This window comes from Sedimentibacter sp. MB35-C1, assembly GCF_030913635.1.
Lineage (GTDB): Bacteria > Bacillota > Clostridia > Tissierellales > Sedimentibacteraceae > Sedimentibacter.
Genome location: NZ_CP133188.1, coordinates 3,314,475 through 3,341,376 on the forward strand (window position 1 = coordinate 3,314,475; position 26,902 = coordinate 3,341,376).

The window sequence follows — 26,902 nt, forward strand, 5'->3', positions numbered from 1 at the left end:
TTAATTCTATTTTCTTCATAATAACGATAAATATATAAAGAATAACGATAAATAATTATTGTAATTCATTTAAACCTATGTTATACTGATCCAGTCAAATATAAGAAAGGAACTATTTCTCATGAAAAAAGATTTCAAAGTTTTTTATCATTTCAAAGTTATTGCCGGCGTTTTTCAAAAAGCCGCTGAGATTAAAGAAGATAATGACCTGGTATTTTAAGGAGGCGCAATATGATTGTTGTAAACTTAGATGTTATGATGGCTAGGAGAAAAATATCATTGACGGAGCTGTCGGAAAAATTGGGTATGACGATGGCAAATGTTTCAAATTTCAAAAACCAGCGGGCTAGAGCTTTTCGCTTTACCACACTTGACGCACTGTGCAGAATTTTAGACTGCCAGCCCGGCGATATTTTAGAATATAGAAAGGATAATGAAAATGAAGAAAATAATTAAAATAGCAGGAATTGTAGTTGGATCAATATTGGGTGTTGCCGTAATTATGTTTGCAATTATGCTTCTCAGAGGCCCCAGTGATGTGGTGGTTCTCACTGACGAGCAAGTTGCTGAACAAAATGCCGAGCAAACAAAACTTTATTCCGATGTAGATTTATCGGGTTTTGATACTATTACCGTTACTGGAGAAAAAGTAACTTCTGATTTTTTCAAGGATTACAAAGTAACAATGATTAACCTGTGGACAACAAATTGCAGTCCATGCATCGCTGAGATGCCTGATATTGCAAAGCTTTATGATGACAGACCAGAAGGAAGTAATATTATTTCCATATGCGTAGATACAGTAGACGATAAGAAAGCTGTTAAATTTGCTTCAGAGGTTATGGAAGATGCAGGCGCAAATTTTATGACGCTTGTTCCAGATGAAACATTGCAAACGGCACTGACAAATCAAGCTAATATTTTTCCCACTACTATATTTGTAGATTGCAACGGAAAAATTGTTGGTACTCCCCATTTTGGAGGCAGAACTGGAGAAGACTACAGACAAGCAATCCTTGACAGAATTGCACTTATAGACGAAACAGCATCAATACAATAGGGTACAAATATGAAAGCATCACATAATACACAACCATATATCAAATATATCATTCTCGTGTTGGCGCTGGCATTTATCGGCATTGGCCTAATGCGAGAAGAACAATTTGTAGTACTAAAAAAGGCAGTCAACATTTGCCTTGAGTGCATAGGGATAGGCTAATGAAAAGTAAAACAAACAAAAGACATATTATACAGCTTATTGCTGCTATTATTATAAACGGGTATGCCGCAGGATTTGTAAAAGGAAAAATTTTCACCGGCAAGACAAAGCTTATTTGCGTCCCGGTACTTAATTGTTACTCCTGCCCCGGCGCGCTGGGTTCCTGCCCCATAGGAGGATTACAGGCGGTATTGGGCGATCGTAGCTTCAAGTTCTCGTTTTATATTCTCGGCTTCATTATGCTGTTTGGCATTCTGTGTGGCCGCCTTATCTGCGGGTTTTTATGCCCGTTTGGATTCGTACAGGACTTGCTTTACAAAATCAGAAGACCAAAGTTTACAGTTCCAAAAAATATTGACAAGCCCTTGCGTTATTTGAAATATTTTGTTTTAATAGTATTTGTTATTGCTTTACCGCTAATTATTACCAACCAATACGGTATGGGGAATCCTTACTTTTGTAAGCTGATTTGTCCTGCCGGGACGTTAGAGGGCGGCATTCCGCTTTTGGCAATGAACGAAGAATTAAAAAACACCATAGGTGCATTATTTTTTTGGAAACTTGGCGTATTGCTTGCGATTATAATTTTTTCCATTATTACATATCGCCCGTTTTGCAAATATCTCTGCCCTCTCGGTGCACTATACGCATTATTTAACAAATTTAGTTTTTATCAAATGGATGTTGATAAAACAAAATGTACCGGATGCAAAATATGTGAGAGAAACTGCAAAATGAACGTAGAAATTACTAAAAACATCAACAGCACAGAGTGCATACGATGCAGCGAATGTAAAAATATATGCCCCCATAACGCAATTTCAAGTGGCTTCAAAAAATGACCTACTACAAGGTAATAAAAAACATATTCGGAGGAAGATTAAATGGCTTTTAATAAAATTGATATAAAAAGCTGGGAGCGCGCTGACGCTTTCAAGCATTACTCAACTGATGTCCCATGCACATACAGCATGTGTGTCAACCTTGATATAACCAAGCTGCTAAAACAGATAAAGGGGAAAAAACTAAAAATCTTCCCCGTAATACTTTATGGAATCTCTTATATTGTGAATCGTCATAGTGAATTTCGCATGGCAAAAGACAGCAACGGCAATATCGGATGGTATGATAAAACCAATCCCTGCTTCACTGTATTTCATGATAAAACAGAGAAAATCAGCGAAGTCTGGACAGAATACGAAGAAAATTTCGAACTTTTTTATAATAGCTACCTTAGCGATATGAAAACATATGGCAATGAAAGAGCAGACGTTTCAAAGCCTGCAAATGGAAATAACCTGTTCAATGTTTCTTGTATTCCATGGGTTTCATTTACCGGGTTTAATCTAAATTTACAAAATGGATATGACTTCTTCCCGCCCATCTTTACAATCGGAAAATATTTTTCCGAGAACGAAAAAGTTGTGCTCCCACTATCAATTCAAGTACACCATGCTGTTTGCGACGGGTTCCATTTAGCGAGATTTATAAATGAACTGCAAGATTGGGCGAACGAATTTATATAGTAGTATAATAAATAACAGCATTCATTTTTGAAAGCTGTTATTTGTTACAAAATATTGTGCTGATATAATTATATAATTCAAATTGTTTTTCGAAACCTTTTATAGGCTGCTTAAATATCCATCTACAATTGAAGCCAGTTTTTTTGATATTGGATAGTTACCGGAACATAAAGCCCAATTATATATAACCCCTCTTCCTACTATTAACAGCTCATCTGTTATTTGATCTGCACTTTTTGATTTTGACAGCTGCCCAGTTTCCTGCCCGCTTACAATTAAATCATGTAATCCTCTCGGCAAAGCCCTATCTTTGGATAAGAAAAACATACTTCCATTATCCATTTGTGCCTTGTAAATATTTCTTATAACATCTATTCCTGTATATTCTGCATAGGCTGCTTGTTCGCATAAATACAAAACAATAGCTTTTTTAATATTAGATTTATCTATTCTTTTAATAACATCTGTCTCGAAAAAAACATCTGTTCTTTCATAAGCGGCTATAACAATTCCAGATTTGCTTATAAAATGATGGTAAAATGCCCCTACAGATACACCGGCATTCTTGCAAATTTCCTTAATACTTATATCATCATAGTTTTTTTGCTTCATTAATTTTAACGCTTCATCTAAAATTCTATTCTTTGTATTTTCAGCCTGCAATGTCCTAGACGTTTTTTCTTTCATATACAATCTCCTTTAGTTGTTTCTTTACTAGACTAATATATAATAAAAAAACATTTTTTTCAATTGTCAAAAAATAAATTATTGACATTTGTTAAAAATTTATATATATTATATTTAAGATAACCGGTTCGGCGAATTCGTTATCTTAAATATATAAAAAATAAAGGGAGGAACAATATGAAATATTTTGAGCTTTTTGAACCCACTAAAATTGGTAATGTTGTGCTGAAAAACAAATTATCAATGGCACCGATGGGACCTGTTGGATATGCAGATGCATTTGGTGCATTTAATCAAAGAATCCAAGATTATTATGTTGAAAGAGCAAAAGGCGGAATTGGACTGATTATTACAGGTATTTGCAGCGTGGATATTAATATAGAAGGTTTATCAAAACCTGGACTGCCCTGCCCAACACAAACACCATTGGCTTTTATTCATGCTGCGTATCAGATGAACGAACGTGTTCACGCATACGGCACAAAAATATTTATTCAATTGACAGGCGGATTGGGAAGAAGTGCATTACCTGGGTTTGTAAGCAAATGTATTGCTCCTTCGGAAAATGAAAATCGCTTTGATCCTAAGATAATTCATAGGGAAATGACAAAAGAAGAAATAAAAAATTTGATTCAAAAATTTGTAATGGCAGCAGTTATTTCTAAAAAATCGGGTTTTGACGGAGTTGAAATTCATGCAGTTCATGAAGGATATCTTTTGGATCAGTTTGCAATTCCTATTTTTAATAAGAGAACCGATGAATATGGAGGATCATTAGAAAATAGATTAAGATTAGCAACAGATATTGTAAAAGGAATCAAAGCAGCTTGCGGAAAGAATTTTCCAGTTTCATTGAGGTACAGTCTTAAAAGCTGTATGAAGGGTCTTCGCCAAGGCGGTCTTCCAGGTGAAGAATATGAAGAAGCCGGCAGAGATATTGAAGAAGGAATTGAAGCTGCTAAAATTTTAGTAGAAGCAGGATATGACGCACTTAATGTTGATGCAGGTACATACGATTCTTGGTACTGGAATCATCCGCCGATGTATTTTGAAGAAGGAATGTATCGTGAATTTGGAGAAATACTTAAAAAGCATATAAATGTTCCGATTATTTTAGCAGGAAGAATGGAAAACCCTGAGCTTGCTGTTGAAGCACTAAAAACAAGCTGCGATATTATTGGTCTGGGCAGACAATTATTAACAGATCCTTATTATCCGGAAAAAATTCGTACAGGAAGACTGGATGAAATAAGACCGTGCCTTGGCTGCCACGAGGGATGTCTTGGAAGAATAGGACACGGTCCGGTTAGTTGTGCGGTTAATCCTGCTTGCGGTCGAGAAAAAATTTACGGTCTTGTTCCAGCACATAAAATAAAGAAATTTTTAGTAATAGGCGGTGGCCCCAGCGGTATGGAATCGGCCAGAGTTCTAGCTGAAAGAGGTCATAAGGTAATTCTTTGCGAGAAAAGCGGTGAGCTTGGAGGCAATCTTATTCCGGGAAGTGTTCCCCACTTTAAGCGTTATGACAGAGCTTTAATCAACTGGTATAAAAAACAATTGGAACTGTTGAATGTCGAAGTGAATTTGAATTGTAATGTTACAGAAGATACAATATCTTCTTATGGAGCAGATGAAGTTATTGTAGCAACCGGTTCTACTCCTGTTGTAATACCTTTCGGAGGTAATGGCAAAGCAGTATTGGCTAATGAAGTATTATTGGGCAAAGCAAAAACCGGAAAGGATATTGCAATTATAGGTGGTGGACTTGTAGGATGTGAAACAGGATTATGGCTTGCACAGCAAGGAGCAAATGTTACAATAATTGAAGTTGCACCTGAAATACTCGGAGGTGCCAATGCATTGCCTCACATGAATCATTTCATGCTGGAAGATCTGCTGAAATTCCACAAAGTAACTGTGCTTGAAAGTACAAAGGTTGTATCCGTTGATAATGGATCAGTTACTTATGAGAATGCAGATGGAACTAAAAGCATTTCGGTTGATACTGTTATTTCAGCTGTCGGCTATAAAGAAAACAATGGTTTATTTGAAAGTTTGAAAAATACTGATTTAATTGTACACAACATAGGCGACTCTCAAAAGGTTCACAATATTATGTATTCTATTTGGAATGCATATGAACTTGCCAAAGAGTTATAAAATTTAAAATTAAGAAGCCATCTCAAAATTGATGAGATGGCTTTTTAGTTTGTAGGGCTTAAATTCTATAACACGTAGATAACAATTTCTTATAAACTTCTTATCCTTCCTATCACTAATACATTACATTTTCATATAATGGAAGTAATTAATGGCGTTAATTATTGGCAAATCTCACTATTCAAATAGGTGGTAAAATAATGACTACAGAAGAATCACATTTAGCATATAAAATATCTTTACAGAGTATGATTATAAATCTATTACTATTTGTTTTTAAAGGCTTGTTTGGATTCTTAATTTCTTCCACAAGTTTGATTTGTGATGCAATTCATTCGCTAACTGATATTTTCAGTACATTTGTCGTTTTACTTGGAATAAAATTTTCTAATAAACCCGCTGATAAAAGTCACCCCTATGGACATGAAAAAATTGAATGCATAATAGCATTTTTATTAGGAATTATGCTTTTTGTAATTGGAGGCAGGATTGGATGGGATGGATTTCAAAAGTTGCTTCATCCTGTGGAAACACTTAAACAGAATTTGTTGCTCAATACATCCGCTATTATTATAGCTGCAATTTCTATAGGGACCAAAGAATGGATGTATCACTTTACCATAAAATGCGCCCAAAAAATAAATTCATCTTCAATGGTGGCTGACGCTTGGCACCACAGAACTGATGCCTTATCATCTGTAGGCAGCTTAATTGGAATTATAGGAATTCGTTTAGGCTATCCTGCGGTAGATGCAATTGCCTGCCTAATTATTTCTCTTTTTATATTTAAAGCTGCTTTTGAAATCTGTGTAGATGCTTGTAAAAAGGTAATAGATACTTCGTGCTCTTCTGAAATAATATCTACAATAGAGGAGATTATTAACATCAATAAAGAGGTATTGGCTATTGATGTTATTAAGACACGTCAATATGGTTCAAAAATATATGTTGATTTGGAAATAACGTTAAACAAAGATACTAGCTTTGTGCATTCCCATAATGTTGCCCATTCCATTCATAACGAAATCGAGAAAAATATTGCTGGAGTTAAACACTGCATGATTCATGTAAACCCATCAAAACTTATCAATCATCACCATATATAATTTGGTATTAATTAATCGTATGCATGTACTTCTCTGCTTCATACCACGGCACAGTATAAGAAGTTCCCTTTGTACAAAAAACAGACGTTGATGTATTCTCTACATCTCTTTCTTTGTCATATCCTATTTTATTTATTACTTCAATTGAATTTTCGCACAAGTCATATCCATCATACATTAGGCTCATGCTTCCTGTACCCTTAGTAAATGACATTAGCTCTATACTGTAATCCATAAAAGATTCCACAGGCCCTCTTCCTTTTATATAAACATTTCCACAATTAAGAACTGGTGGTTCACAATTGCCCCTTAATTTGTGTATATCAGACATAATTTTTCCCATATAAGTTTCTTCAGCATAAATCTCAAAACTGTAAAATGGCTCTAATAAAATAGATTCTGCTTTTTCTAAACCTTGCCTTATTGCTCTATAGGTAGCTTCTCTAAAATCGCCGCCCTCAGTATGTTTAATATGAGAACGTCCATCCATTAAAATTATTTTTATGTCCGTTATTGGAGAACCGGTCAGCACTCCTTTATGGACTCTTTCAAATGTATGATTCTCTATTGTATTTTGATAATTTAGAATCAAGTTGTCAACGTGGCACTGACTCTCATAGGTGATTCCACTGCCGCGGGCAGTTGGTACCAGATCTAGCTGCACTTCTGCATAATGGCGAAGTGGTTCAAAATGCCCATACCCCGTTACCGCTGATAATATTGTTTCTCTGTATTCAACCTGCGGTTTTTCAAAACCAACTGATATCCCAAACCTAGACTTCATAACATTTTCTAATATCTCAAGCTGAATCCTTCCCATTATACTAATTAATATATCTTCCGTTTCCTCTCTATAGGTAACTGATAACGCCGGATCTTCAGATTCTAATATTCGCAGTTTTTCCATCAATATTGTTACATCTGTTTTATCTAATATGTTTACCTTCGACTTAAGAGCTGCAGTCAAGTGAAAATTACTAGCTTGCTCTATTATTGTTTCACCTGAAATTATCATCGTACCACATACAGGAGATTTGAAGCCTACAACAGCAAATACGTCTCCTGCTGATATTTCATTTTTAGTTTCATATTTTTTACCATTATATACTCTTATTTCATTTACTTTTTCAGATGAAGCTTGGCCATCTTTTATGAATGTAAATTCATCCTTAATGCGCAATTTCCCTGATAGCGCCTTTATAAAAGTAAGTCGTATTCCCTTATCATCATGGCGTATCTTATAGACCTTTCCAACAAAATTGTTGTCTTCTTTCTCTTGATATTCAGTTTTAGTCAGCTTAGAAAATACTTCTAAAAAATTATCTATTCCAATCCCCTTTAAGGCAGAGCCTGCCATTAGAGGAAAGCAAATTCTCTTTTTTATTATATTGATAGCAGCTACTATTAAGTCTTCTGAATTATAATTTTCTTGCAAATAAGATTCTAAAAAATTATCGTCTCTGTCTGCTACAAATTCAGCGGTGCATTGATTATTTATATCCTTAACTGAATTAAGATATAGTATATCACAAGTAAGCTTGTCTTTAATGTCAGCTATTATTCCTTGCAGATTAAAACTATCTATATCAGCTTTATTAATAAAAATAAAAGTAGGAATATTGTATGAATTTAATAAGTTAAATAATGTCGTAGTGTGAGCTTGAACGCCCGAGCTCCCGCTTATTATTAAAATTGCGTAATCAAGGGCAGACATAGATCGTTCAGTCTCTGCCGAGAAATCCATATGTCCGGGGGTATCTATGATATAATAGGTATCATTATTAAATTGAAAAATACCTTGATCAGAAAAAATCGTAATTCCCCTGCTCTGTTCTATTTCGTCGGTATCCATGCTTGAAGTTTTATGATCAACTCTTCCTAAATTTCGTATACTGCCTGTATTATAAAGAAGTTGTTCTGTGAAAGTAGTCTTCCCTGCATCCACATGAGCAAAAATCCCTATTGTTTTTTTCATAGTAACTCCTTTTTTCATCTGATATATCATTTTACAACATGTTTATAAACAATTCAATTTAATTCTAGCCCCAATTCAACTCAAAAAGATGACTCCTGTTGAACACAGAAATCATCTTTTTTATTATGCCTAGACTTTTTAAAATGTTATTGACAAAAGACGCGTTTTATTCCTACAGCAAACAGTTTTCATTATTTACACTATCTGCAATAAGAAAGTATCTAACGGCTGTTGACAAATTTGTATCCTTTTTATAAAAGTTATATAATTATTTTATAACTCTCATTGCTTTTGCTATTTTCTCAATATTGTCAATGCAATAGTCTAATTGTTGCTTCGTATGATTTGCCGTTATAATACAGCGTACGCGAGCTTTTCCTTTTGGTACTACGGGGAAAACAATAGATGACGCTAAAATATTACATTCCTTAAGTTTTTGGCTAAAGTTTTTTGCCTTTTCCTCATCACCAATCATTATTGGAATAATAGGAGTTTTGCTATTACCAATATTAATTCCTCGTTTAGTTAACCCATCTTTAAAATAATTTGTATTTTCCCATAGTATATTATTAATATCCTCTGATTTTTCAAGTAGTTCTATTACCTTAATTGATGCAGCTATTGCACTTGCCGGAATAGAAGTACTAAATAAAATTGGTCTTGAGTTTCTCTCAAGCCAGTTTTTCATTAAATTTGATCCAACAATATACCCACCTACAGCAGGAATCGCCTTAGATAATGTTCCTACTGTAAAATCAATTTTACCGGTTAAGCCAAAGTGATCAGCGACACCTCGACCTTTCTTCCCCAAAATTCCCGTACCATGAGCATCATCAACATAAAGTAAAGAGTCATATTTTTCCGCTAAAAATGTCATGTCCTGTAATGGAGCAATATCACCATCCATACTAAATACAGAATCTGTTGCAATTAAAACATTTTTATATTTTGCACGATTTTCTTTTAACTTTTTTTCTAAGTCTTCCATATCCATATGGCGTATTATTATTTTATTTGCCTTGCTAAACCTAGTTCCATCAATAATACTAGCGTGATTAAGTTCATCGGATATAATCAAATCACCCTCACCAGCAATTATTGGTATGGAGCCCAAATTTACTGTAAATCCCGATTGAAAAACCAGTGCTGCTTCTTCGTTTTTAAATTTTGCCAATTTTAGCTCTAATTCTTCGTATAAGTCTGTATTTCCTATAATATTTCTTGCTGAGGATGCACCAACACCGTATTTTTCGATTGCTTGAATAGCTGCTGCTTTTACCTCAGGATGATCAACCAATCCTAAATAATTATTTGAACTTAAGTTAATCGTTTTTTTACCGTCCAACACAATTTCTGCACCATTTGCACTTTGAAGAACTGGCAACGGCTTATACATCCCTTTCGCTTTGCTTTCCTCAATTTCTTTCAAAAATAATTTTTGGCTAAACATTTATATAATTTACCTCCGTATATATAACGAGCATTTATTTGCTGTATTTATTAAATATCTCGTTATCTGGATATAGTGCAATTTTACCACTATTACCTTTTTGCATCAAATCAAATGCTTCTTCGAAATCTTCAAGTTTAAATCTATGAGTAACTGCTGGCATAATATTAAAGTCTTTAGATTCTAGTATTCCTTTAACTTGGTACCATGTCTCAAACAGCCGTCTCCCAACAATCCCTTTTATTGTAATGCCCTTAAAAATTACATCATTTGCAATATCCAGTGATATTTCTTCACTTGCTAATCCTAAAAGGGAAATTCTGCCGCCAGGTTTTACATACTTTAATGCTTGTTTTAGTGCAATTGGATTGCCTGACATCTCTGCAACAATATCTACACCTTGTCCATCAGTAACTTCTTTTATAGCTTTTATTGGATCATCTTTAAGCGGGTTAATAACTATATCTGCACCAAGCTTGTAAGCTAACTTAGCTCGATATTCGTTTGGCTCCACAGCAATTAGTGTTTTAACTCCAGCTACTTTTGCTACAGGAATTGCTAATGCTCCTACAGGGCCACATCCTACAATAGAAATTGATTTTCCTACTGTATCTCCAGATAAAATCGTGTGTACCGCATTGCCAAGAGGTTCTTGAATTGCTAAATATGCAGGATCCACATCTAATGTATTTTTCCATGCGCTTGCTTCAGGTATTGCAACATATTCGGCAAAAACGCCATTAACATTAATCCCTAGTATGACAGTGTTGGGACAAATATGCGCTTGGTTTGTCCTGCATTGTTCACAATGCCCACACACAAAATGAGTTTCCGAGGATACAATATCACCTACATTCAACGTTGTAACATCAGAACCCAGCTCAACAACTTCTCCTGAGAATTCATGCCCGATAGTAACAGGCGGATTCACTTTACTTTGTGACCATTTATCCCACTGATATATGTGCAAATCAGACCCACAAATTGATGCTGCATGTACTTTTACTAAAACTTCTTTAGGCCCTATTTTAGGAATATCTACCTCCTTCAATTCTGCTCCAGGTGCAGCCTTTGTCTTAACAATAGCTTTCATTTTTCCTTTCATTTTTTTCAACTCCTATTTTATTTACATTATTTTTTTTATTTACATAATTCTTTTTTCGAATTTACTTTTGACGGTTTGCCGTCCTCTCCAATATATTTTAAGTCCCAACTAGTTAGAGCTGCAAACAGCATTACAAGCACTAATATCCATCCGTGAAAAGCTAAATACCAAATTTCCCCCGGTGTTACACTTGTTAAAAAAGGATATTTATCCAACATACCATTTACTACTGTAGTCGCTAAAAGTACTCCACCGCTCCAAGGTAGAATAAATCCTCCTGCTGCAGTAATCGCATCTAACATATTAGCTCTACGATAGGGATGTATATTAAATCTTTTACCAATGCTTTTTACAAATGGTGCAGCTGTAATCTCTGCGGCCGCATTAACGCTCATCAATGCATTTAGAATAGAAACTATAGTCCAAATTGCCAACTCTGCCTTTTTAACTGAACTTCCCACTTTCTTTAATATAGCTTCTTCCATTAATCTCATAAGGTTTCCTGCAGTTATTAAATAGCCACATGACATGATTAATAATAACAGCACACACATATGCAAGTAACCACTAACACCATCAACTACAGCCCCAACTAATGTTCCATTTGAAACATCGAACCACAGGATGTCTTCCATTGTACCAAAACCTGCAACCAATATAATAATTATTGCAGTGACGATTCCCCACGAAATTGAAACAATAAGGTTTTTTCCGCGGAAAGCCAACAATAGTACAAGTGCAAAAGGAAATAGTAATAAAAGTCCTTTTGGATTAATATATTCATTAATCATTTCTAATGAATTAGCGTCTGCAATAACCCCTGTTTTAGAGCTGCCAAATATAAAAAACAAAATTATTGCAAAAAAAGCTGCTACAATAGAATATTTAAACCTAGTTCGAACAACGCCCATAATATCTGTATCTTGCGTTGCAGCTGAAATAATAGTCGTATCTGATACAGGTGCGAGATTGTCTCCAAATGCTGAACCACTTAATATAGCGCCAAGAAGAACTAAAGGATGTGAACCCATTAAAACACCTGCCGGATACATTAACATAGTGAACGCAACTAAAGTACCATATCCAGTACCTACAGCTGTTCCAAATAACGCTGCTAATATAAATGTTAATACGGTAAAAACAGACCCACTTACTCCTGTTGAAACGCCTGCCCATACCAATCCATCTACCAAGCCACCCACTTGTAACACCGCTGCAAAAATTCCAGCCCAAAACCATGCAATAATGGCTACAGCTGCAACTGACTGAGTCATTCCTTCAGTAACAGCCTTTAAATATTTTTCGGCAGAACTTTTACAAATAAGCAATCCTAAGCCTAAACCAATTACAGCTCCAATTATTAAACTCTGTTCATTAGCAATATTCTTAAAACTACAAACGATTGCCCATACGATGAAAAATAACATTGGGATAGCTGATCCAACGGGACCAAATCTAAATTCTAAATTTGTTATCTTTCTTCCGTCGTCATACATAATATTACCATTACTCTCCATTATGTTTCCTCCATATTATTAAAATGTTGATATACTACGTAGATATCTTATTGCATTTCAATTATATCAACCACTTAGTTTTTTTCAATCTACTATATTAACCTTATTCTATCTAAATCACTCTAATCCATGGTATGTTATTGTAATTCAGCTTAAACTTCTTACATAAATAAAACTATATGTACCTTGGAAATTCAATATTTAACAAAACAAAGACACCCTGAGGTGTCTTTATTTGATGGTCTATAAAAATACTGAACTTATTTTAAATAATCGCTTACATTTCCTCTGTATTCTACAAATTTTTTTGAATCAGAAATATATCTTACATTTACGTTACTTTCTGCGCAGTTATTTTTTAGTATGTAATCCTTATCACCGTTAACAATTGCAGTAATTGCTCTTACAATGTGAGATTTGAATTTTTCATATCTTTCTTGTAATGTAAGTAAGCTGTGTTCTGAATATAAATTACATGTAATTTGGAGTTCAAATTTACAATTTTCTTTAATCCATCTTCCTTCCACTTCGTCTCTGCACTTGCTAAGTCTATCTTTGTCTATTTGGTTGCCTATAAATAAAATTCTTTGTCCAGTATAATCCGAATGAGTCAGCGTATATACTCTGTCAGCCATATTTTCATATTCAGCATTAAGCTGATAATCTACTGTCAGTTTGGTAAGCATTTACTAAGCCTCGTCTGATACAGCTTCATTGCAAAGAATGCTCCTATGGCTCCGGCTCCATAAACTGATACAGCGCTTATAACCACGGCTACAGTTCCTCCAAAGCTATACAAGGAACTTTTTATGAAGAAGGTTGTCATTATAAAGGTTGCAATAATTCCGCATACTGAATAAATAGGTGCAAAAATTGCAATCTTAGTATCAGATTTAAAATCTCTAAGGATAATACTAATAATTATATCAGCCACAATTCCTCCTGCTGCTATTGAGATTGTTGCAAAGATTGACATTCTTGCCATCATGAAGCCATACGCAACCGCAAACAAAGATACTGCTACCGGTTTTCTTACTTTGTACAACATCATTGCTATGATAAAACTAAAGAACGGTGCATTGATAACACCTCGGGAAAACGGAAGAATTTTATGGAATACTCCAACAACTTTTCCCAAAACCACAGCAATCGCTACACACATTGCAATTGTAGCTAAATCTTTTACATTTAACATTTTATATTTCATTTACGCCTCCTGATAATAGACAATATGGGTCTTCTTCCAACCAGTCTCCGGTATTGCTGAAAGCTCTTGCTCTACAGCCTCCACAGATATTTATATATTGGCAATGACCGCATTGTCCTTTATAGTTTTTATAATCTCTTAATTTATTAAAAATTTCATTGTTTTCCCAAATATAATCAAATGTATCTTCTCTTATGCTTGCAACCTTTACCGGTGCATAGGGGCATATATGCACGTCTCCGTTAGGCAGTATTGAGCAGTAACTTACACCTGCAATACATCCTCTGGTAGTATTTTTTAATGACTCAATACCCCTTAACAATGATTCAACCTTATATTGGGGGGCACATGTAGGTTTAACCAGCATGTCAAGCTCTAAATCCTTATCAATAATTCTATTGATTGCTTTTTTGTATTCTTTAATATCCAACGAAGCTTCCTTTATATTTTTACCTCTTCCTGTGTCAACCAAAAATAACATGTGACTTGATGCAGCTCCTAAATTTGAAGCAAAATCCGCAATATTTTCTATTTCTTCTAAATTCTGTTTTGTAACAGTACAGTTTAATTGAACTCTTATCCCTGCTTCTACACAATTATTTACACCTTCTATAGCTTTTTGGAAAGCTGTGTTGGAACCTCTAAACCTATTGTGTTTTTCAGGGTCTAAACTGTCTATGCTTATTGCAATGGCGCTTAAGCCGCTACCTTTAAGTTTTTCTGCCTTTTCTTTGTCAATAAGAGTTCCGTTGCTGCCCATAAGTATAGTCATGCCTATGGACTTGGCATAGCTTATAAGTTCAAATATATCATCTCTTATCATTGGTTCTCCACCGCTTAAAACTATAACTTTCATTCCGGCTTTAACCATTTGGTCCAAGAGTTTTTTTCCTTCATCAGTCGATAGTTCATCATCCATCTTTTCCGGTCCTGATTCCCTGTAACAATGCTTGCAATATAAATTACACTTTTTTGTTGTATTCCAGGATATATGATTCATGTAATCCTCCTTTTATAGTTATAAATAAGTTTGTCCTTAACATGTTTTAACAGCATAATTCACCTTCTAACCAATATTACTATTTATAACTGTGTAGGCCTGGTAGCAATACATTTACACCTATAAAAGTAAATATTACGCATATAAATCCGATTACTGCAAACCATGCTGCAAGTTTTCCCTTCCAGTTTCTGTTAAATCTAAGATGCAGATATACTGAATATATTAGCCAAGTTATCAGTGACCATGTTTCTTTAGGGTCCCATGCCCAGAATCTTGACCAAGCATATTTTGCCCAAATAGCACCGGAGACTATTACAACTGTCAACATCATATATCCAAATGCAATAACTCTGTAGCTTAAGTGATCACAAGCTTCTTCATCAGGCAAAATTTTACTTTTTACACTTTTCATATTTTTACTGCTAATTAAATACATAATGGACAAACCACATGCAACTGCAAAGGAGCCATAAGAAATAATTGCAGATCCTACGTGGAATGAAAGCCAATTACTTTGAAGAGCAGGCATTAAGGGTTTTATTTCTTTTGGAAGAACAGATGCATATCCCATCATTAAAAATGCAAGTGGCATTACAAATGCACCAACTGACGTAAATTTATAGTAAAAATGAATAATCAAATAGCATAAAACTATGCCCCATGTAAAACTGCTTGCAAATTCAAACTGATTGCTAAAAGGCAGTCTTCCTGATTCTACTACTCTAAGAATCATTGCCACTGTGTGAACAATAAATCCTACTACTGTTGCATTCACGGCAAATTTACCAACCTTCTCTTTGCCTCCCACAAGAAAAACGAAAAATCCCAAGGATGCTGCAATATATATATAAAATGCTATGGTAAATGTTACTTCTTCAAAGAAAACTATATTCATTGTATTTCCCCCTTACATTTATTTTGTTCTTTCAATATTCTTTTGATTTTTATCGTAAATCCCCAAGTATTTTGTCTTGTTACAGGAATTACAGATTCAGATGAGATTAATATATATTTCGGATAAAAATAAAATGATAAAAGTATTCCCAAGGTCAAAATTATACTTCCCACCAATACATAGTAATAACCAAAATCCTGTCTGTATTGTAATCCTGTATATAAAACAGAATCAACAAACTTAATTGTTAAGTCATTGTACTCTATAGGTTCTCCCGGAGTCACTATATATGAATCCACATAACTTTCTTCATTGTAAAGCGCTACTGCATAAGCGGGATTTTTCATATGCTGAGATAAGGTTATGGGGTTACCATATCTATCCATACTAAAGTCAGGGAAAAAACCATATAAAACTATTATAAGATTTTCTGGCTCATAAAAAGCATGAGGATTATCCTTTAATATACTTTCAAAAAGCACGCTGCCATCTTTATCCTTAATCTGCATATTGCTTGCCCAACCATAATTAGACTGGTAAAAGTACATACCTTTATAGCTAAGAGGATTGTTTACCCAAATTTTTTCTTCCTTTAATTTTTGTTCACCTTCATAAACAGTTAATTCGCTGTAGTATTGCTCAATTGAACCGTCTTCTCTAAAGTCCATATAAAAATCATTTAATTCAAGAGAAAATCCAAATTCTTTAAATTCTTTAATTTCGCCAGGTATTAAGTTTACATATCCTTCATGCACAAACATATTCCCTAAAACAGCACCTAAAATTATTACAACAATTCCTAGATGAGTTACTGATGAACCTATATGACCCAAGCTGTGTTTAATTGCATAAATACCATCTTCAGTGTCTACAATTTTGAACTTTTTCTTTTTTAGCATTTCCTTAACATTTTCAATATCCATCCCATTCTCATAAAGATTTTCATTGTTTTTTCCACTTTTAGGAACATACGTATTTTTCATTTTCTTTAATTGAACAGGCAATATTTTCAGCGTACAGCCTACCAAGTTTATTATGAAAATGAATACTATTACTATGTAAATATTCGAACTGTACACATGGTCAAATTGCAAAGAAACCATAAGACTGCCAAACGTCTTATATTGATGCAAATAAAACTCTATATCCATTCCTTGAGGTATAACTGTACCAATTATTGAATATACAGCTATCATCACGAACAAGATAATTCCAAATTTAAGGCTTGTTAAAAAATTGGTAAATTTTTTTAGCATTAGTCTTTCTCCCTGTCACAAAATTTTTAATTATAAATAGTTTTAAGGGGCTTTTTAAATTTATTGTTATTCTGTATATCACTTAAATACATTTTTGATCTTTTTCTAAACACTTTTGGGGTAATCCCATATTTTGACTTGAATGTATTATAAAAATTAGTCATATGCTCATAACCACATAGAGAAGCAATCTCACATATAGTTAAATTTGTTTCTTTTAAAAGCATACATGCATTTTTAAGGCGAATGTCACGTAAAACCTCAGAAAAACTCTTTCCAAGGTTTTTCTTAATAATAGAGGATATGGAATTAGGGTGATAATTAAAATGTTTGGCTGTTTCTTTTAAGGTTGCATTTCTATAATTCTCACATAAGTACCCAATAATCAATGAAAACTGACTATTAGATGGTATGTTTTTTAATGAAGAATTAACTGTATAATTCCTTAACAGAATTACAAAAATACTTGTTAATGCAGCCTTTATAGCTGCTTTATAAGATGTTTTCTTTTGCATATTCTCTTTACATATGAAATTGGCAAGTTCTATAACATCCTCTCCACTTTCATAAGAGAAACTAAGATACTCAATACATTCATCAGTATGTTGGCATTCTACAAGAAATTCAAAAAGCATATTACAGCTTGTAATCATAGGCATTAATGAACTATATGCAATTGAACGTTCAAGCATTATACATGCAACTACTGTTTTCTCACTACAAAATAACCTATGCTTTAATTTTGGTTTTATCATACACACATCCTTTACATTTAAATCTATACTGTCATTTGCTACCTGTATTGTTAATCTTTTACCTAAAGGAACATAAAGTGTTACAAAATCATGCTTAACAAATGATTCTTCGCATGTAACAATAAGTAGTCTGGAATTTAGGGTGTCCATATGTATAACCTCCATTTAATATTATTAAAAGTTATTACTTATTTCATATTTTAAATCTTACCCCAAGGGTAAAGTCAAGTAATTACGACAAAATATGTGAAACATTTTACAAAACACGTTATATATGGTACAATATGCAACAGTTGTAATATTACAATAACTTATAGGGTGATTTTTATGGACAAATTAAGTATTGGAAAAATGGCAAAACTTCATGGAATTTCTGAAAAGACTTTACGCCTTTATCATGAGTATAGACTTATTATTCCGCATATTATTGACAAAAGGACAGGTTATAGATACTATTCTATTGAACAGTCATCACGATTAGATATGATTACATTTTTAAAATCCATAGGACTTTCTCTGCAAGAAATAAAACAAATAATGGAAAAACAAGATGTTGACTACTTACTAAATTTAATTAATAAACAGATAGAACTACTATCAAATAAAATACACAAGTTACAATTATCAAAACAGGAAGCTCAGAGAATATCTGAAACTATTAAAGCATACAAATCAAAACCTGTTTGCAACGAAGTGATTTTGGAGCATATAAAAAAGAGAGCCATCATAAGGTTTGATATAATCAAATTTTTAATTGATGATATAAATAATTCCGCAGATGAAACATTACTAACATGGGATTTGTGTCTAAGACATGTGAAACAGGAGTTTTTAGAAAGCAATCTTAATTTAACACTATTCCATAATATTGGATGCATAATATCAAAAGATGATTTACGAAATAATAATTTAATAGTAAGCAAAGCATTTGTTTTTATAGATAATGATTATATTAATACCCCTGTTGATATAATTCCTGAAAATGACTATCTTTGTATTTACTGTGATGGTATGATATCTGAAAATGGTAAATATAGAGAAACAGAATGTTTAAAACAGCTTCTTGATTATATAAATAAAAATGATTATGAAATAGTTGGAGATTATATAGGTGAAGTTTTATTTGAAACTCCCGCATTTTTATATGATGGACGTGATATGATGATAAAACTACAGATTCCAATAGTTAAAAAACAACTGTGAAAAAACGCATAAATTTGTTGTGATAACTGCATTTTAACTTTCATTAGTTCATATATAATTCAAGTAAAGGAATTTAGTAATAAGGAGGGATTATATATGAACATTCGTAGATTACTTTGTTTTATTATAGTTATTGCAATGGTCTTATCTATAGTAGGCTGTTCTTCACCATCTAAGGCTCCTGATGAGACAGCTGTTCCCGCATCTGTCCAGATGAAACCAGGTACATACACTGAAACAGTAAAAGGTTTAAATGATATGACTGTAGAAGTTGTGCTTTCGGAGACTAAAATAGAATCTATTAAAATAGTAAACCATAATGAAACAGAAGACATCTCAGATAATGCATTAACACAGATTCCAGAAAAAATATTAGCAGAACAAAATGTTGAAGTAGATGTGGTATCAGGTGCTACTCTTTCATCAACAGCCATAATTACAGCCGTTAAGCAAGCTATAGAAAAGGCTGGTGGGGATATGACTAAATTTATGGCAAAACAAGATGAAACTCAATCCGAACCAGAACCTTATCCAGGATACCCTGTCATAGAAGAAATTTATAATGATATGGCACAGAGAGCAATTGATTACGCTCCAAAAATAGCGACTCTACCAAACGGAATAAAGGTTCAGCGTACCCCAGATGAATATTTCGCAGGCGTATATCACAATCCGGGAGAATCAATATCATATAATACATATTATCTTGATGCTGATAATAGGGGATGTAACTCATGTCATGAAAGCTTAGGCAAACAATTAAATGATATGACATATCTTCATGTTAACCTTGAAAATCCTTACGGTATGGATACAACAGTTCAACAATGTATTGACTGTCATAGTTACTCGCCAGGATATTTGACAGAAAAATATGCTTTTGGTACTTTAATGCATGGCATACACAAATCCGATGCATTTGAAGGTGACTGTATGACATGCCATAATGCAACTGGCGATGGAGAAGGAATGCAGCTTTGGGATTTAGTAAAGCATGATGTTTTAAGAGGAATTGTTCCAATAGCTAATGTTTCAGGTGATTTTTCATATGTACAAGACAAAACAGTTACACAGGAAGAAACTTTTAACTTTAACTGGATGTATTACGATGAAGACTATAAGAGAAATGCTGCTGATTTAGCAGATATACCTCTTGACCCAAAAGTTTTTAATGAATGGAAAATAAAGGTTACAGGACATGTGGAAAATGAGTTCGAAATTAGTCTACCCGATCTTATAGCAGAGGCCCCAAGCGAGACTACAACCATGCTTATGCATTGCACTATAAATCCAATGGGAGGACCTTTACTATCAAATTGTGAAATAACCGGTGTTCCTGTTAGTTACTTATTAGAAAAAGCTGGTGTAAAAGAAGGAGCTACGGTTCTTAATCCGATAGCAAATGATGGATTTTCAATTCCAACATCCATGGAGCATCTTTTAAATCATAATGCTTATATAGTGTATGAAATTGATGGAAAGCCACTTGCACAAGTTTTGGGATATCCTGTGCAAATTTGGATTGGTGGAGCTGCCGCTTCAAGTTTTGTTAAACAAGTTGTAGAACTGAATATTGTAGATGATCCAATTGAAGATTATTATTTTTACAGAGGATGGGAAAGAGAAAACGGTGGATATTATAATAAGCCAAATATAGCTATTTGTCAGGTAGCTGAAGGACAGATCATTGAATCTGGTAAACCATTTACATTCGAAGGATTTGCAGATGGTCTTGAACAAAATGTTGTGGCAGTTGAGTTCTCTATGGACAGAGGGGAAACTTGGACATCATATAGTACAGAAGGTGCAGATATAGAAAGATGGATATATTGGAACTTTGTATTTACTCCACCCGAAAAAGGTGCATATGTACTTATGGCAAGGGCAGTAACTGATGAAGGCTTAGTTTCAAACGAACCAGTAGAAGTTATGGTTGTTGCAAAATAATATAAATCAAAAAGCTTAGCATCTTGAGCCGACCCCCAAAAGTTAGACCGAAAATCAACTTTTGGGAGGTCGGTTTTTACTTCAATGCACTTTCTTATTTGGCACTTACGTATGTTAAGCTACATTTTCCATTGTAAAGATAAAAACTAAGAATGTAGAAACTTGAAGCAAACAACTTGAGAAATCTACTAAGTGGTGCTAGTATATAAGTATATAAAAAAATCCGCTTAACAAAAATTATCAAGCAGTATCGCAGTCAGGATAAACCATAAAAGTACCTATGCATGCTGAAATGCCAGCTAAGATAATAAGAAAGGTTGAATGATCAATGAAGCCAACTATAATTGTTGAAGATAACGAATTATCAAGAAAACTCATCAAATCTTTAATAAAACATTACAACTTGCCTTTGGAAATCATTGGAGAAGCTGAAAATGGATATGATGCAATACAACTCATAAGAAAAGCTCATCCATTTCTTGTTTTTATGGATATTAATATTCCTATTTATAATGGTTTAGAAGTCATTAATACTATACAGAATGATATTACTGAACCCATCAATTTTATTATTATTACAGCTTATGGATACTTTGAATATGCTCAGAGATCTCTACGTTTAGGGGTCAAGGATCTTCTTTTAAAGCCTGTTGACAAGAGCCAATTTTATAATGCTGTTCAAAATGTACTAGGCTCTTTTTATACAGAAAACAAATTATTAAACAGTATAATTGACTATATACAAACAAACTATAATAGTAATATTACTTTGAAAGATTGTGCAAACGTATTTTATACAAGCACCAATCATATATCTCGGCTATTTAAGCAACATTGCAATACTACTTTTACAAAGTATTTAAATGATTATCGTATCACTAAAGCAAAAGACTTGCTTTTAGATACAAACTATACAATAGAAGAAATCGCTACCATGGTTGGCTATAATAGCCCTAATTATTTATATAAACTTTTCAAGAATAAATATAATACAACTCCCAATAACTACAAAAAAAATAGTCTGTGGTTTGTATAAATAGAAAGGAAAATAATATGAATAACATTCAAAAATTTGAGTGGGGTGAAATAGAATGGCTTAATGAACCATCCCCAACTAAATATATTAGTATTGGTGTCGTTAAACTATTACCATACTTAAAAATGAAAAGGCATATACATTTTGGTGACAATCAGGTTTTCTATATAACTCGAGGATGTGGTGTACAATTTATTGATAATAAATTAACTAAAATACACCCTGGCGAAACTTATCACATCAACATAGGTCAATCTCATGAAATTAATAATATTTCAGATGAAATGTTAGAAGGAATTATTATATCTACTTCAGCATATTATGATTTAAGAAGTAAGTTTGATTATGATTATTCTTGTTCTCATTTCGATAATTGTTGGATTCAAGGAATATCTGATGATCCTGTAATTAAGAAAATGCATGAATCTGCATTGATTGCCCAAGGAGTACCTATATCAATTTTTAACTACAATGGGGACTGCATTGTTTTAGCGCATAATTTCCCTGAAACATGTAAAAAATGTTGCAGTATTGACCAGAATATAGAAAATTGTGAACTCTATAATATGAAGAATTTCGAATCTAATCATTATAACTCTTCTTATGCAGACATCTGTAAAAATGGTGTATTAGTTGTAAACCAACCTTTAATTTATATGAATAGACTTTGTGGTTTTATAAAAGCTGGGCATATACTTCTTTCTTCAAATGATATTAAATACAACATACCATTAAGCCGCATTAATGCCATGCGCTATAGTATAGGTGCATTGGGAAAAGAAATACTAGACTATCTTGTCTTTAAAAATAGGAATACTGAATTTAGCGTAAACAAAAAGTTAGTTGACAATCTATCAAAAGAAAAAGTTCATTTAGAAGAGACATTACGCTTTCATGAAAAATCATTTTTAAATAACTGCATAACGACACATTTTCTTTTTAACATATTAAATTCCATCGGAGCATTAGCAGTCGAAGAAGGTTCAATAAACACTTATCAGGCTATTATTGATTTGTCAAAGTTGTTACGATACAATAGTAGGACAAACCAAACATATATAACTATTAAAGAAGAATTAGAGTTTATAAAAAGTTATGTTAGTTTATTACAGGTCAACTTGAGTAAAGAAGTAAAAACAATCTATGATATTGATGATTCAGCCTTAGATGAATCTATCCCATCTAACTGCTTACAGCCTATTATAGAGAATTCTTTCAAATATGCATTTGAGAAATATGATAAAAATTCTAATTTCTTATTAAATATTTCAATTAATAAACAAAATGAATATTTGAAAATTGTCGTTAATGATAACGGCAAAGGAGTTAACGATAAAAAGCTAAATTATATTAATAAAATACTGCAAGAGCCCTTGACAGCTTATAACCATGATATTAATAAGAGCAATGGCTTACGAATGATAAAGGCAAACCTTGAATTTCATTATGACTCGGCGTATGATTTTAACTTTACATCTGTTTATAATAAGGGGTCCACAGTTACAATTAAAATTCCAACAATTAATTCCATCCACCTTAATAATATGTAAATAATAAATCATAGAAATATCACCAACTAATTAAATGTGGATATAAAGTATAGCTCTCTTAAAAGCTACTTTCGACACAAAATTACTCCTTCTTAATTTGTATGTAAATTTTTACATTTGCATCTTTTCCAAGAAGGAGTTGTTTTGTGCCTGTTTATACAAAGTTTTTATTGGCTCAATTTATGCTCCATAATGATCTTGGCCATTTTTGTAGTAATTATTGAATTCTTCCATTTCCGTACAGGTATTGATCATCTTTCTGTCTTTGAACACTGTTCGAAAGCAAAACAGATATGTTCACAATTGAAAATCAAACTTTTGTGTGATAAAATTTTCTATATATGCTGCCAATCAAAATATTTTTGAAGTAATAGCGATTAATTTTTACAGTCACAGAGAGAATTTATATTTTTCGAAAGGAGTTTGTATAGTGAATTTTGTATATTATATTACAGTGTTTCTTATTATTACAGTTTTAATAAAGGAATTGTTATATATAAAAGACTTAAAAATCAAAACCCAAAAGAACTTAATGGGAGTATTGATACTTTTAGCGGGAATCCTTGTTATTGTCATTATTACAGTTATTTTTGCAAAAAACATAACACATTACATATTGGGATGTGTTGGGGTAGTTCTGCTGATTGCTGATTGGTCAAAGCAGGGTGTTTCTGACAGAGGATTAATTGTTGTTGCCCGTGGGAAAGAACTTTATAAATGGAACGATATAAAGAAAGCACGAATAAAAATTACTGACAAGATGGAAATTAGCTATTTTAACACTTCTAATTCTAAAATTGTAACACATGTATACTCAACAAATGTTCATGACAAAATACTAAATGAATTTAATAAACACAATTTAGATTACGAAATAACAAAATAAGCCTTACAAAAGCAAATCTCGGCTTTCAGATTGATGAAGTTTACAACAATTAAAAATGAGAGAGTTCAAGATAGGCACCATTTCTCTCTCATTGGCTTTTGCTTAATCTAACATGCTGCATGGATCTATACATCAGCAATTTATGACCCGGAAATGACGTTTGTATTTATGTCAGTGAAAACCGTCCCCTCTGGCTCATGGCGTAACTGAACCGATCCAAATGTTAGGAAATATTCACTTTTCAACATAGAGTATATAATTTGGTCGAGATAACCTCTTTCCGATTTATAGTTTTGTCTTAGCACTCCATCGCAATGCATTCCAAGTCCTTCGTAAAGTTTTATTCCGATAATATTATCTGGATATACGTCAAGCCAGAAACGATTCATGTTCTTTTCTTTAAATGCATATTTTAAAAGTGCTAGCATTGCCTCTTTACCATAACCCTTTCCTTTATCGGAGATAGCAATTCTCCTTAGCTCAAAAATTTCAGACTTGAAATCCAATCTTATAAGTGCATATCCTACAATAACATGATCATTTTTACATTTAAAGACAAGCAATAGGTGGTTAATGTCTTCAATCTCGGCTTTATGTTCCTCATAAGTGCCAATCCAAAGAAAGTTCCGATTATCCTTATGACTTTCAATGTCAATAATAGTAGCAATTTCCGATTCAACTGCTTCCACAATTGAGAGGCGTTCGGTATTTATCATAGCTTTTCTCTGCCTTTCTTTAATATTAATACTATTTTCAGCTTATTTATTATGTAATTCTCTTTATTTAAATTATTGTATTATTTTATAAAATCTGCAAGACCTTTTTTATATATTTAAACTAAGCTTCTTACAATCCTTGAGAGCTCTTTTATTGATTGATTTATTAATTCTTCATCAACATATGCAAATGAAAGTCTTAAAGAATTTGTCTTGCTTACGTGATATATATTGCCGGTGTTCAACAGCAACCCCTTATTAAGTGCCTCATTAAACAGTTTCTCTACTGGAACCTCGTCTATAAAGTCAAGCCAAATATAATACCCTCCGGTAGGATTATTCCATTTCGCAATATCTTTGAAATATTGATTTAATGCCTCAAGCATCCTATTCTTTCTTCTAACCAAAATCGTTCTAAATTGAATTAGGAATTCATCATATGAGCCATTGATTAATACTTCATTCAAAACCATTTGGGACAATGAACTTGCACCATAATCTGACTGCATCTTCACATCCCCAAGCCTTTCGATTATTGATTCTGGGCCTACAACCCAGCCTATCCTTAGGCCTGGTGCTAAAGATTTGGATGCTGTGCCAAGATATAATACAGATCCAGATACATCCATTGCTTTTATAGATTTAGGTGGTTTTTCTCCATGATATAATTCACAATATGCATCGTCTTCAATTATTGGAATTGCATTTCTGCTGCAGAATTTATAAACTTCTTTTCTTCTTTGCTCTGACATTACGATGCCAGTAGGATTATGATGGGTTGGAATAGTGTACAGTAAAGAAGAAGCATCGCCACATTTCATGTCTTCACCCATATTCCAGTATTGCAAACCTTCACTATCCATTGTAATTCCTTCAAGCCTCATTCCAGCAGATTGAAAAACCTGCAATGAATTAATATATGACGGAATTTCACAAAATATCTTCGAATTAGGCTTAAGCATGCTAATAGATATTAACTGTAAAGCTTGAAGAGAACCAGATGTAATTAAGATATTAGAAGGACTTGCATTTATTCCAAAGGATTTTAATCTGTATGATAAGGTTTCTCTTAATTCATCTAAACCTAAAGGACCTAAATAGCTTAAATTGCTCATCTTTGGTGTAAGTGAATTCATGGCTTTCGTTATAGCTTCCTTAGGAAATAATTTTGGAGACATTTCGCCAGTTCCTAATCTGGTTATCCCCTCTACAAATTCTAGTTTATTAATTAATTGAATTGTAGGAAGGTTCTCCTTAAAGAATCCTGATTTCACGTAGCTTCCCCAATTCGCTTCGTTTGATGAAATCATTATTGACCAGGTGTTACTTATGATAGCAGTTCCTTTACCACTTTTTCCCTCGATTATTCCATAGGACTTTAAAATGTCTAAGGCAATCGATATTGTGCTTCTGTTTACTTTTAATTTTTCTGCAAGCACTCTCTGAGGAGGTAAGTAATATCCAATAGCCCAATCTCCATTTGATATCTTTTTAGATATATAATTCACTATTTGCTGATAAACCGGTTCTTTAGATTTTTTATCCGGAAGCCAATCCACTGTAACTATTTTATTCATCTCTACTCCTAAATATTGATTTCACCAGTAGCAAGAGTAACCGCTAACTTTTATCTTTTCTTTTCCTGTTCTAATACGATATGCATCGCTATTTTAAAATATCTTCCCGTTTTTTCTCTTGAA

25 protein-coding genes are annotated in these 26,902 nt (G+C 33.2%); 12 read left to right on the plus strand and 13 right to left on the minus strand.

Annotated features, from left to right (window positions below):
* The first annotated feature begins 231 nt into the window (after positions 1–231).
* The 5 genes from RBQ61_RS16125 to catA are packed head-to-tail and all read left to right on the plus strand — an operon-like array spanning position 232 to position 2,748.
* Positions 232–456, plus strand: coding sequence for a helix-turn-helix transcriptional regulator (locus tag RBQ61_RS16125; RefSeq protein ID WP_308138237.1), 225 nt, complete (start codon positions 232–234; stop codon positions 454–456).
* Positions 440–1,060, plus strand: a complete 621-nt coding sequence (locus RBQ61_RS16130; protein ID WP_308138238.1) for a TlpA disulfide reductase family protein — start codon at positions 440–442, stop codon at positions 1,058–1,060. The genes RBQ61_RS16125 and RBQ61_RS16130 overlap by 17 nt, the downstream gene beginning before the upstream one ends.
* 9 nt (positions 1,061–1,069) lie before the next feature.
* On the plus strand, positions 1,070–1,222 hold the full coding sequence (locus RBQ61_RS16135) for a CD1871A family CXXC motif-containing protein (RefSeq protein WP_308138239.1): 153 nt from the start codon (positions 1,070–1,072) through the stop codon (positions 1,220–1,222).
* Positions 1,222–2,064, plus strand: coding sequence for a 4Fe-4S binding protein (locus tag RBQ61_RS16140; RefSeq protein ID WP_308138240.1), 843 nt, complete (start codon positions 1,222–1,224; stop codon positions 2,062–2,064). The genes RBQ61_RS16135 and RBQ61_RS16140 overlap by 1 nt, the downstream gene beginning before the upstream one ends.
* A gap of 42 nt (positions 2,065–2,106) precedes the next feature.
* Complete coding sequence (gene catA, locus RBQ61_RS16145; protein ID WP_308138241.1) at positions 2,107–2,748, plus strand: type A chloramphenicol O-acetyltransferase; 642 nt, start codon at positions 2,107–2,109, stop codon at positions 2,746–2,748.
* A gap of 99 nt (positions 2,749–2,847) precedes the next feature.
* Here the strand turns inward: catA and RBQ61_RS16150 are convergent, their stop codons facing one another.
* Positions 2,848–3,435, minus strand: a complete 588-nt coding sequence (locus tag RBQ61_RS16150; protein ID WP_308138242.1) for a TetR/AcrR family transcriptional regulator — start codon at positions 3,433–3,435, stop codon at positions 2,848–2,850.
* Positions 3,436–3,612: 177 nt separating this feature from the next.
* On the opposite strand from RBQ61_RS16150, the gene RBQ61_RS16155 reads away from it, so the two are divergent.
* Both RBQ61_RS16155 and RBQ61_RS16160 read left to right on the plus strand, forming a co-directional pair.
* Positions 3,613–5,595, plus strand: coding sequence for an FAD-dependent oxidoreductase (locus RBQ61_RS16155; protein ID WP_308138243.1), 1,983 nt, complete (start codon positions 3,613–3,615; stop codon positions 5,593–5,595).
* A gap of 200 nt (positions 5,596–5,795) precedes the next feature.
* Positions 5,796–6,701 (plus strand): cation diffusion facilitator family transporter, encoded by a 906-nt coding sequence (locus RBQ61_RS16160; RefSeq protein ID WP_308138244.1) that lies wholly within the window; start codon positions 5,796–5,798, stop codon positions 6,699–6,701.
* A gap of 7 nt (positions 6,702–6,708) precedes the next feature.
* On the opposite strand, the gene RBQ61_RS16165 is transcribed toward RBQ61_RS16160, so the two are convergent.
* From RBQ61_RS16165 to RBQ61_RS16210, 10 genes are all read right to left on the minus strand, one after another.
* The gene (locus RBQ61_RS16165; RefSeq protein WP_308138245.1) at positions 6,709–8,676 is read right to left on the minus strand and encodes a translation factor GTPase family protein; all 1,968 of its coding nucleotides are present in this window, start codon (positions 8,674–8,676) and stop codon (positions 6,709–6,711) included.
* A gap of 268 nt (positions 8,677–8,944) precedes the next feature.
* On the minus strand, positions 8,945–10,126 hold the full coding sequence (locus RBQ61_RS16170; protein WP_308138246.1) for a glycine C-acetyltransferase: 1,182 nt from the start codon (positions 10,124–10,126) through the stop codon (positions 8,945–8,947).
* Positions 10,127–10,160: 34 nt separating this feature from the next.
* Positions 10,161–11,231, minus strand: a complete 1,071-nt coding sequence (tdh, locus tag RBQ61_RS16175) for an L-threonine 3-dehydrogenase (RefSeq protein WP_308138247.1) — start codon at positions 11,229–11,231, stop codon at positions 10,161–10,163.
* A 35-nt stretch (positions 11,232–11,266) separates the two neighbouring features.
* Positions 11,267–12,748: a Na+/H+ antiporter NhaC family protein gene (locus tag RBQ61_RS16180; RefSeq protein ID WP_308138248.1), complete on the minus strand. Its 1,482-nt coding sequence runs from the start codon at positions 12,746–12,748 to the stop codon at positions 11,267–11,269.
* Positions 12,749–13,008: 260 nt separating this feature from the next.
* A complete protein-coding gene (locus RBQ61_RS16185) occupies positions 13,009–13,434 on the minus strand; it encodes a staygreen family protein (RefSeq protein WP_308138249.1) in 426 nt (141 codons plus the stop codon).
* A complete protein-coding gene (locus tag RBQ61_RS16190; RefSeq protein ID WP_308138250.1) occupies positions 13,419–13,955 on the minus strand; it encodes a hypothetical protein in 537 nt (178 codons plus the stop codon). The genes RBQ61_RS16185 and RBQ61_RS16190 overlap by 16 nt, the downstream gene beginning before the upstream one ends.
* Positions 13,945–14,955: a radical SAM/SPASM domain-containing protein gene (locus RBQ61_RS16195; RefSeq protein WP_308138251.1), complete on the minus strand. Its 1,011-nt coding sequence runs from the start codon at positions 14,953–14,955 to the stop codon at positions 13,945–13,947. Before RBQ61_RS16195 ends, RBQ61_RS16190 begins: the two co-directional genes overlap by 11 nt.
* Before the next feature lie 79 nt (positions 14,956–15,034).
* Entirely contained in the window at positions 15,035–15,853 is an 819-nt protein-coding gene (gene ccsB, locus RBQ61_RS16200) for a c-type cytochrome biogenesis protein CcsB (protein ID WP_308138252.1), read from the minus strand.
* Complete coding sequence (locus tag RBQ61_RS16205) at positions 15,850–17,109, minus strand: cytochrome c biogenesis protein ResB (protein ID WP_308138253.1); 1,260 nt, start codon at positions 17,107–17,109, stop codon at positions 15,850–15,852. The genes ccsB and RBQ61_RS16205 overlap by 4 nt, the downstream gene beginning before the upstream one ends.
* A 26-nt stretch (positions 17,110–17,135) precedes the next feature.
* Complete coding sequence (locus RBQ61_RS16210; RefSeq protein ID WP_308138254.1) at positions 17,136–18,014, minus strand: helix-turn-helix transcriptional regulator; 879 nt, start codon at positions 18,012–18,014, stop codon at positions 17,136–17,138.
* Between the two features lie 177 nt (positions 18,015–18,191).
* Between RBQ61_RS16210 and RBQ61_RS16215 the strand changes: the two genes are divergently transcribed.
* The 5 genes from RBQ61_RS16215 (at position 18,192) to RBQ61_RS16235 (ending at position 24,486) form a co-directional block, all read left to right on the plus strand.
* Entirely contained in the window at positions 18,192–19,067 is an 876-nt protein-coding gene (locus tag RBQ61_RS16215; protein WP_308138255.1) for a MerR family transcriptional regulator, read from the plus strand.
* 96 nt (positions 19,068–19,163) lie between these two features.
* On the plus strand, positions 19,164–21,014 hold the full coding sequence (locus RBQ61_RS16220; protein ID WP_308138256.1) for a molybdopterin-dependent oxidoreductase: 1,851 nt from the start codon (positions 19,164–19,166) through the stop codon (positions 21,012–21,014).
* A 328-nt stretch (positions 21,015–21,342) separates the two neighbouring features.
* Positions 21,343–22,050: a helix-turn-helix domain-containing protein gene (locus RBQ61_RS16225; RefSeq protein ID WP_308138257.1), complete on the plus strand. Its 708-nt coding sequence runs from the start codon at positions 21,343–21,345 to the stop codon at positions 22,048–22,050.
* A 17-nt stretch (positions 22,051–22,067) separates the two neighbouring features.
* Positions 22,068–23,600, plus strand: coding sequence for a histidine kinase (locus tag RBQ61_RS16230; protein WP_308138258.1), 1,533 nt, complete (start codon positions 22,068–22,070; stop codon positions 23,598–23,600).
* 430 nt (positions 23,601–24,030) lie between these two features.
* Complete coding sequence (locus tag RBQ61_RS16235; RefSeq protein WP_308138259.1) at positions 24,031–24,486, plus strand: hypothetical protein; 456 nt, start codon at positions 24,031–24,033, stop codon at positions 24,484–24,486.
* Between the two features lie 140 nt (positions 24,487–24,626).
* On the opposite strand, the gene RBQ61_RS16240 is transcribed toward RBQ61_RS16235, so the two are convergent.
* Complete coding sequence (locus tag RBQ61_RS16240; RefSeq protein ID WP_308138260.1) at positions 24,627–25,202, minus strand: GNAT family N-acetyltransferase; 576 nt, start codon at positions 25,200–25,202, stop codon at positions 24,627–24,629.
* 116 nt (positions 25,203–25,318) lie between these two features.
* Entirely contained in the window at positions 25,319–26,779 is a 1,461-nt protein-coding gene (locus RBQ61_RS16245; RefSeq protein WP_308138261.1) for a PLP-dependent aminotransferase family protein, read from the minus strand.
* Between the last annotated feature and the right edge of the window lie 123 nt (positions 26,780–26,902).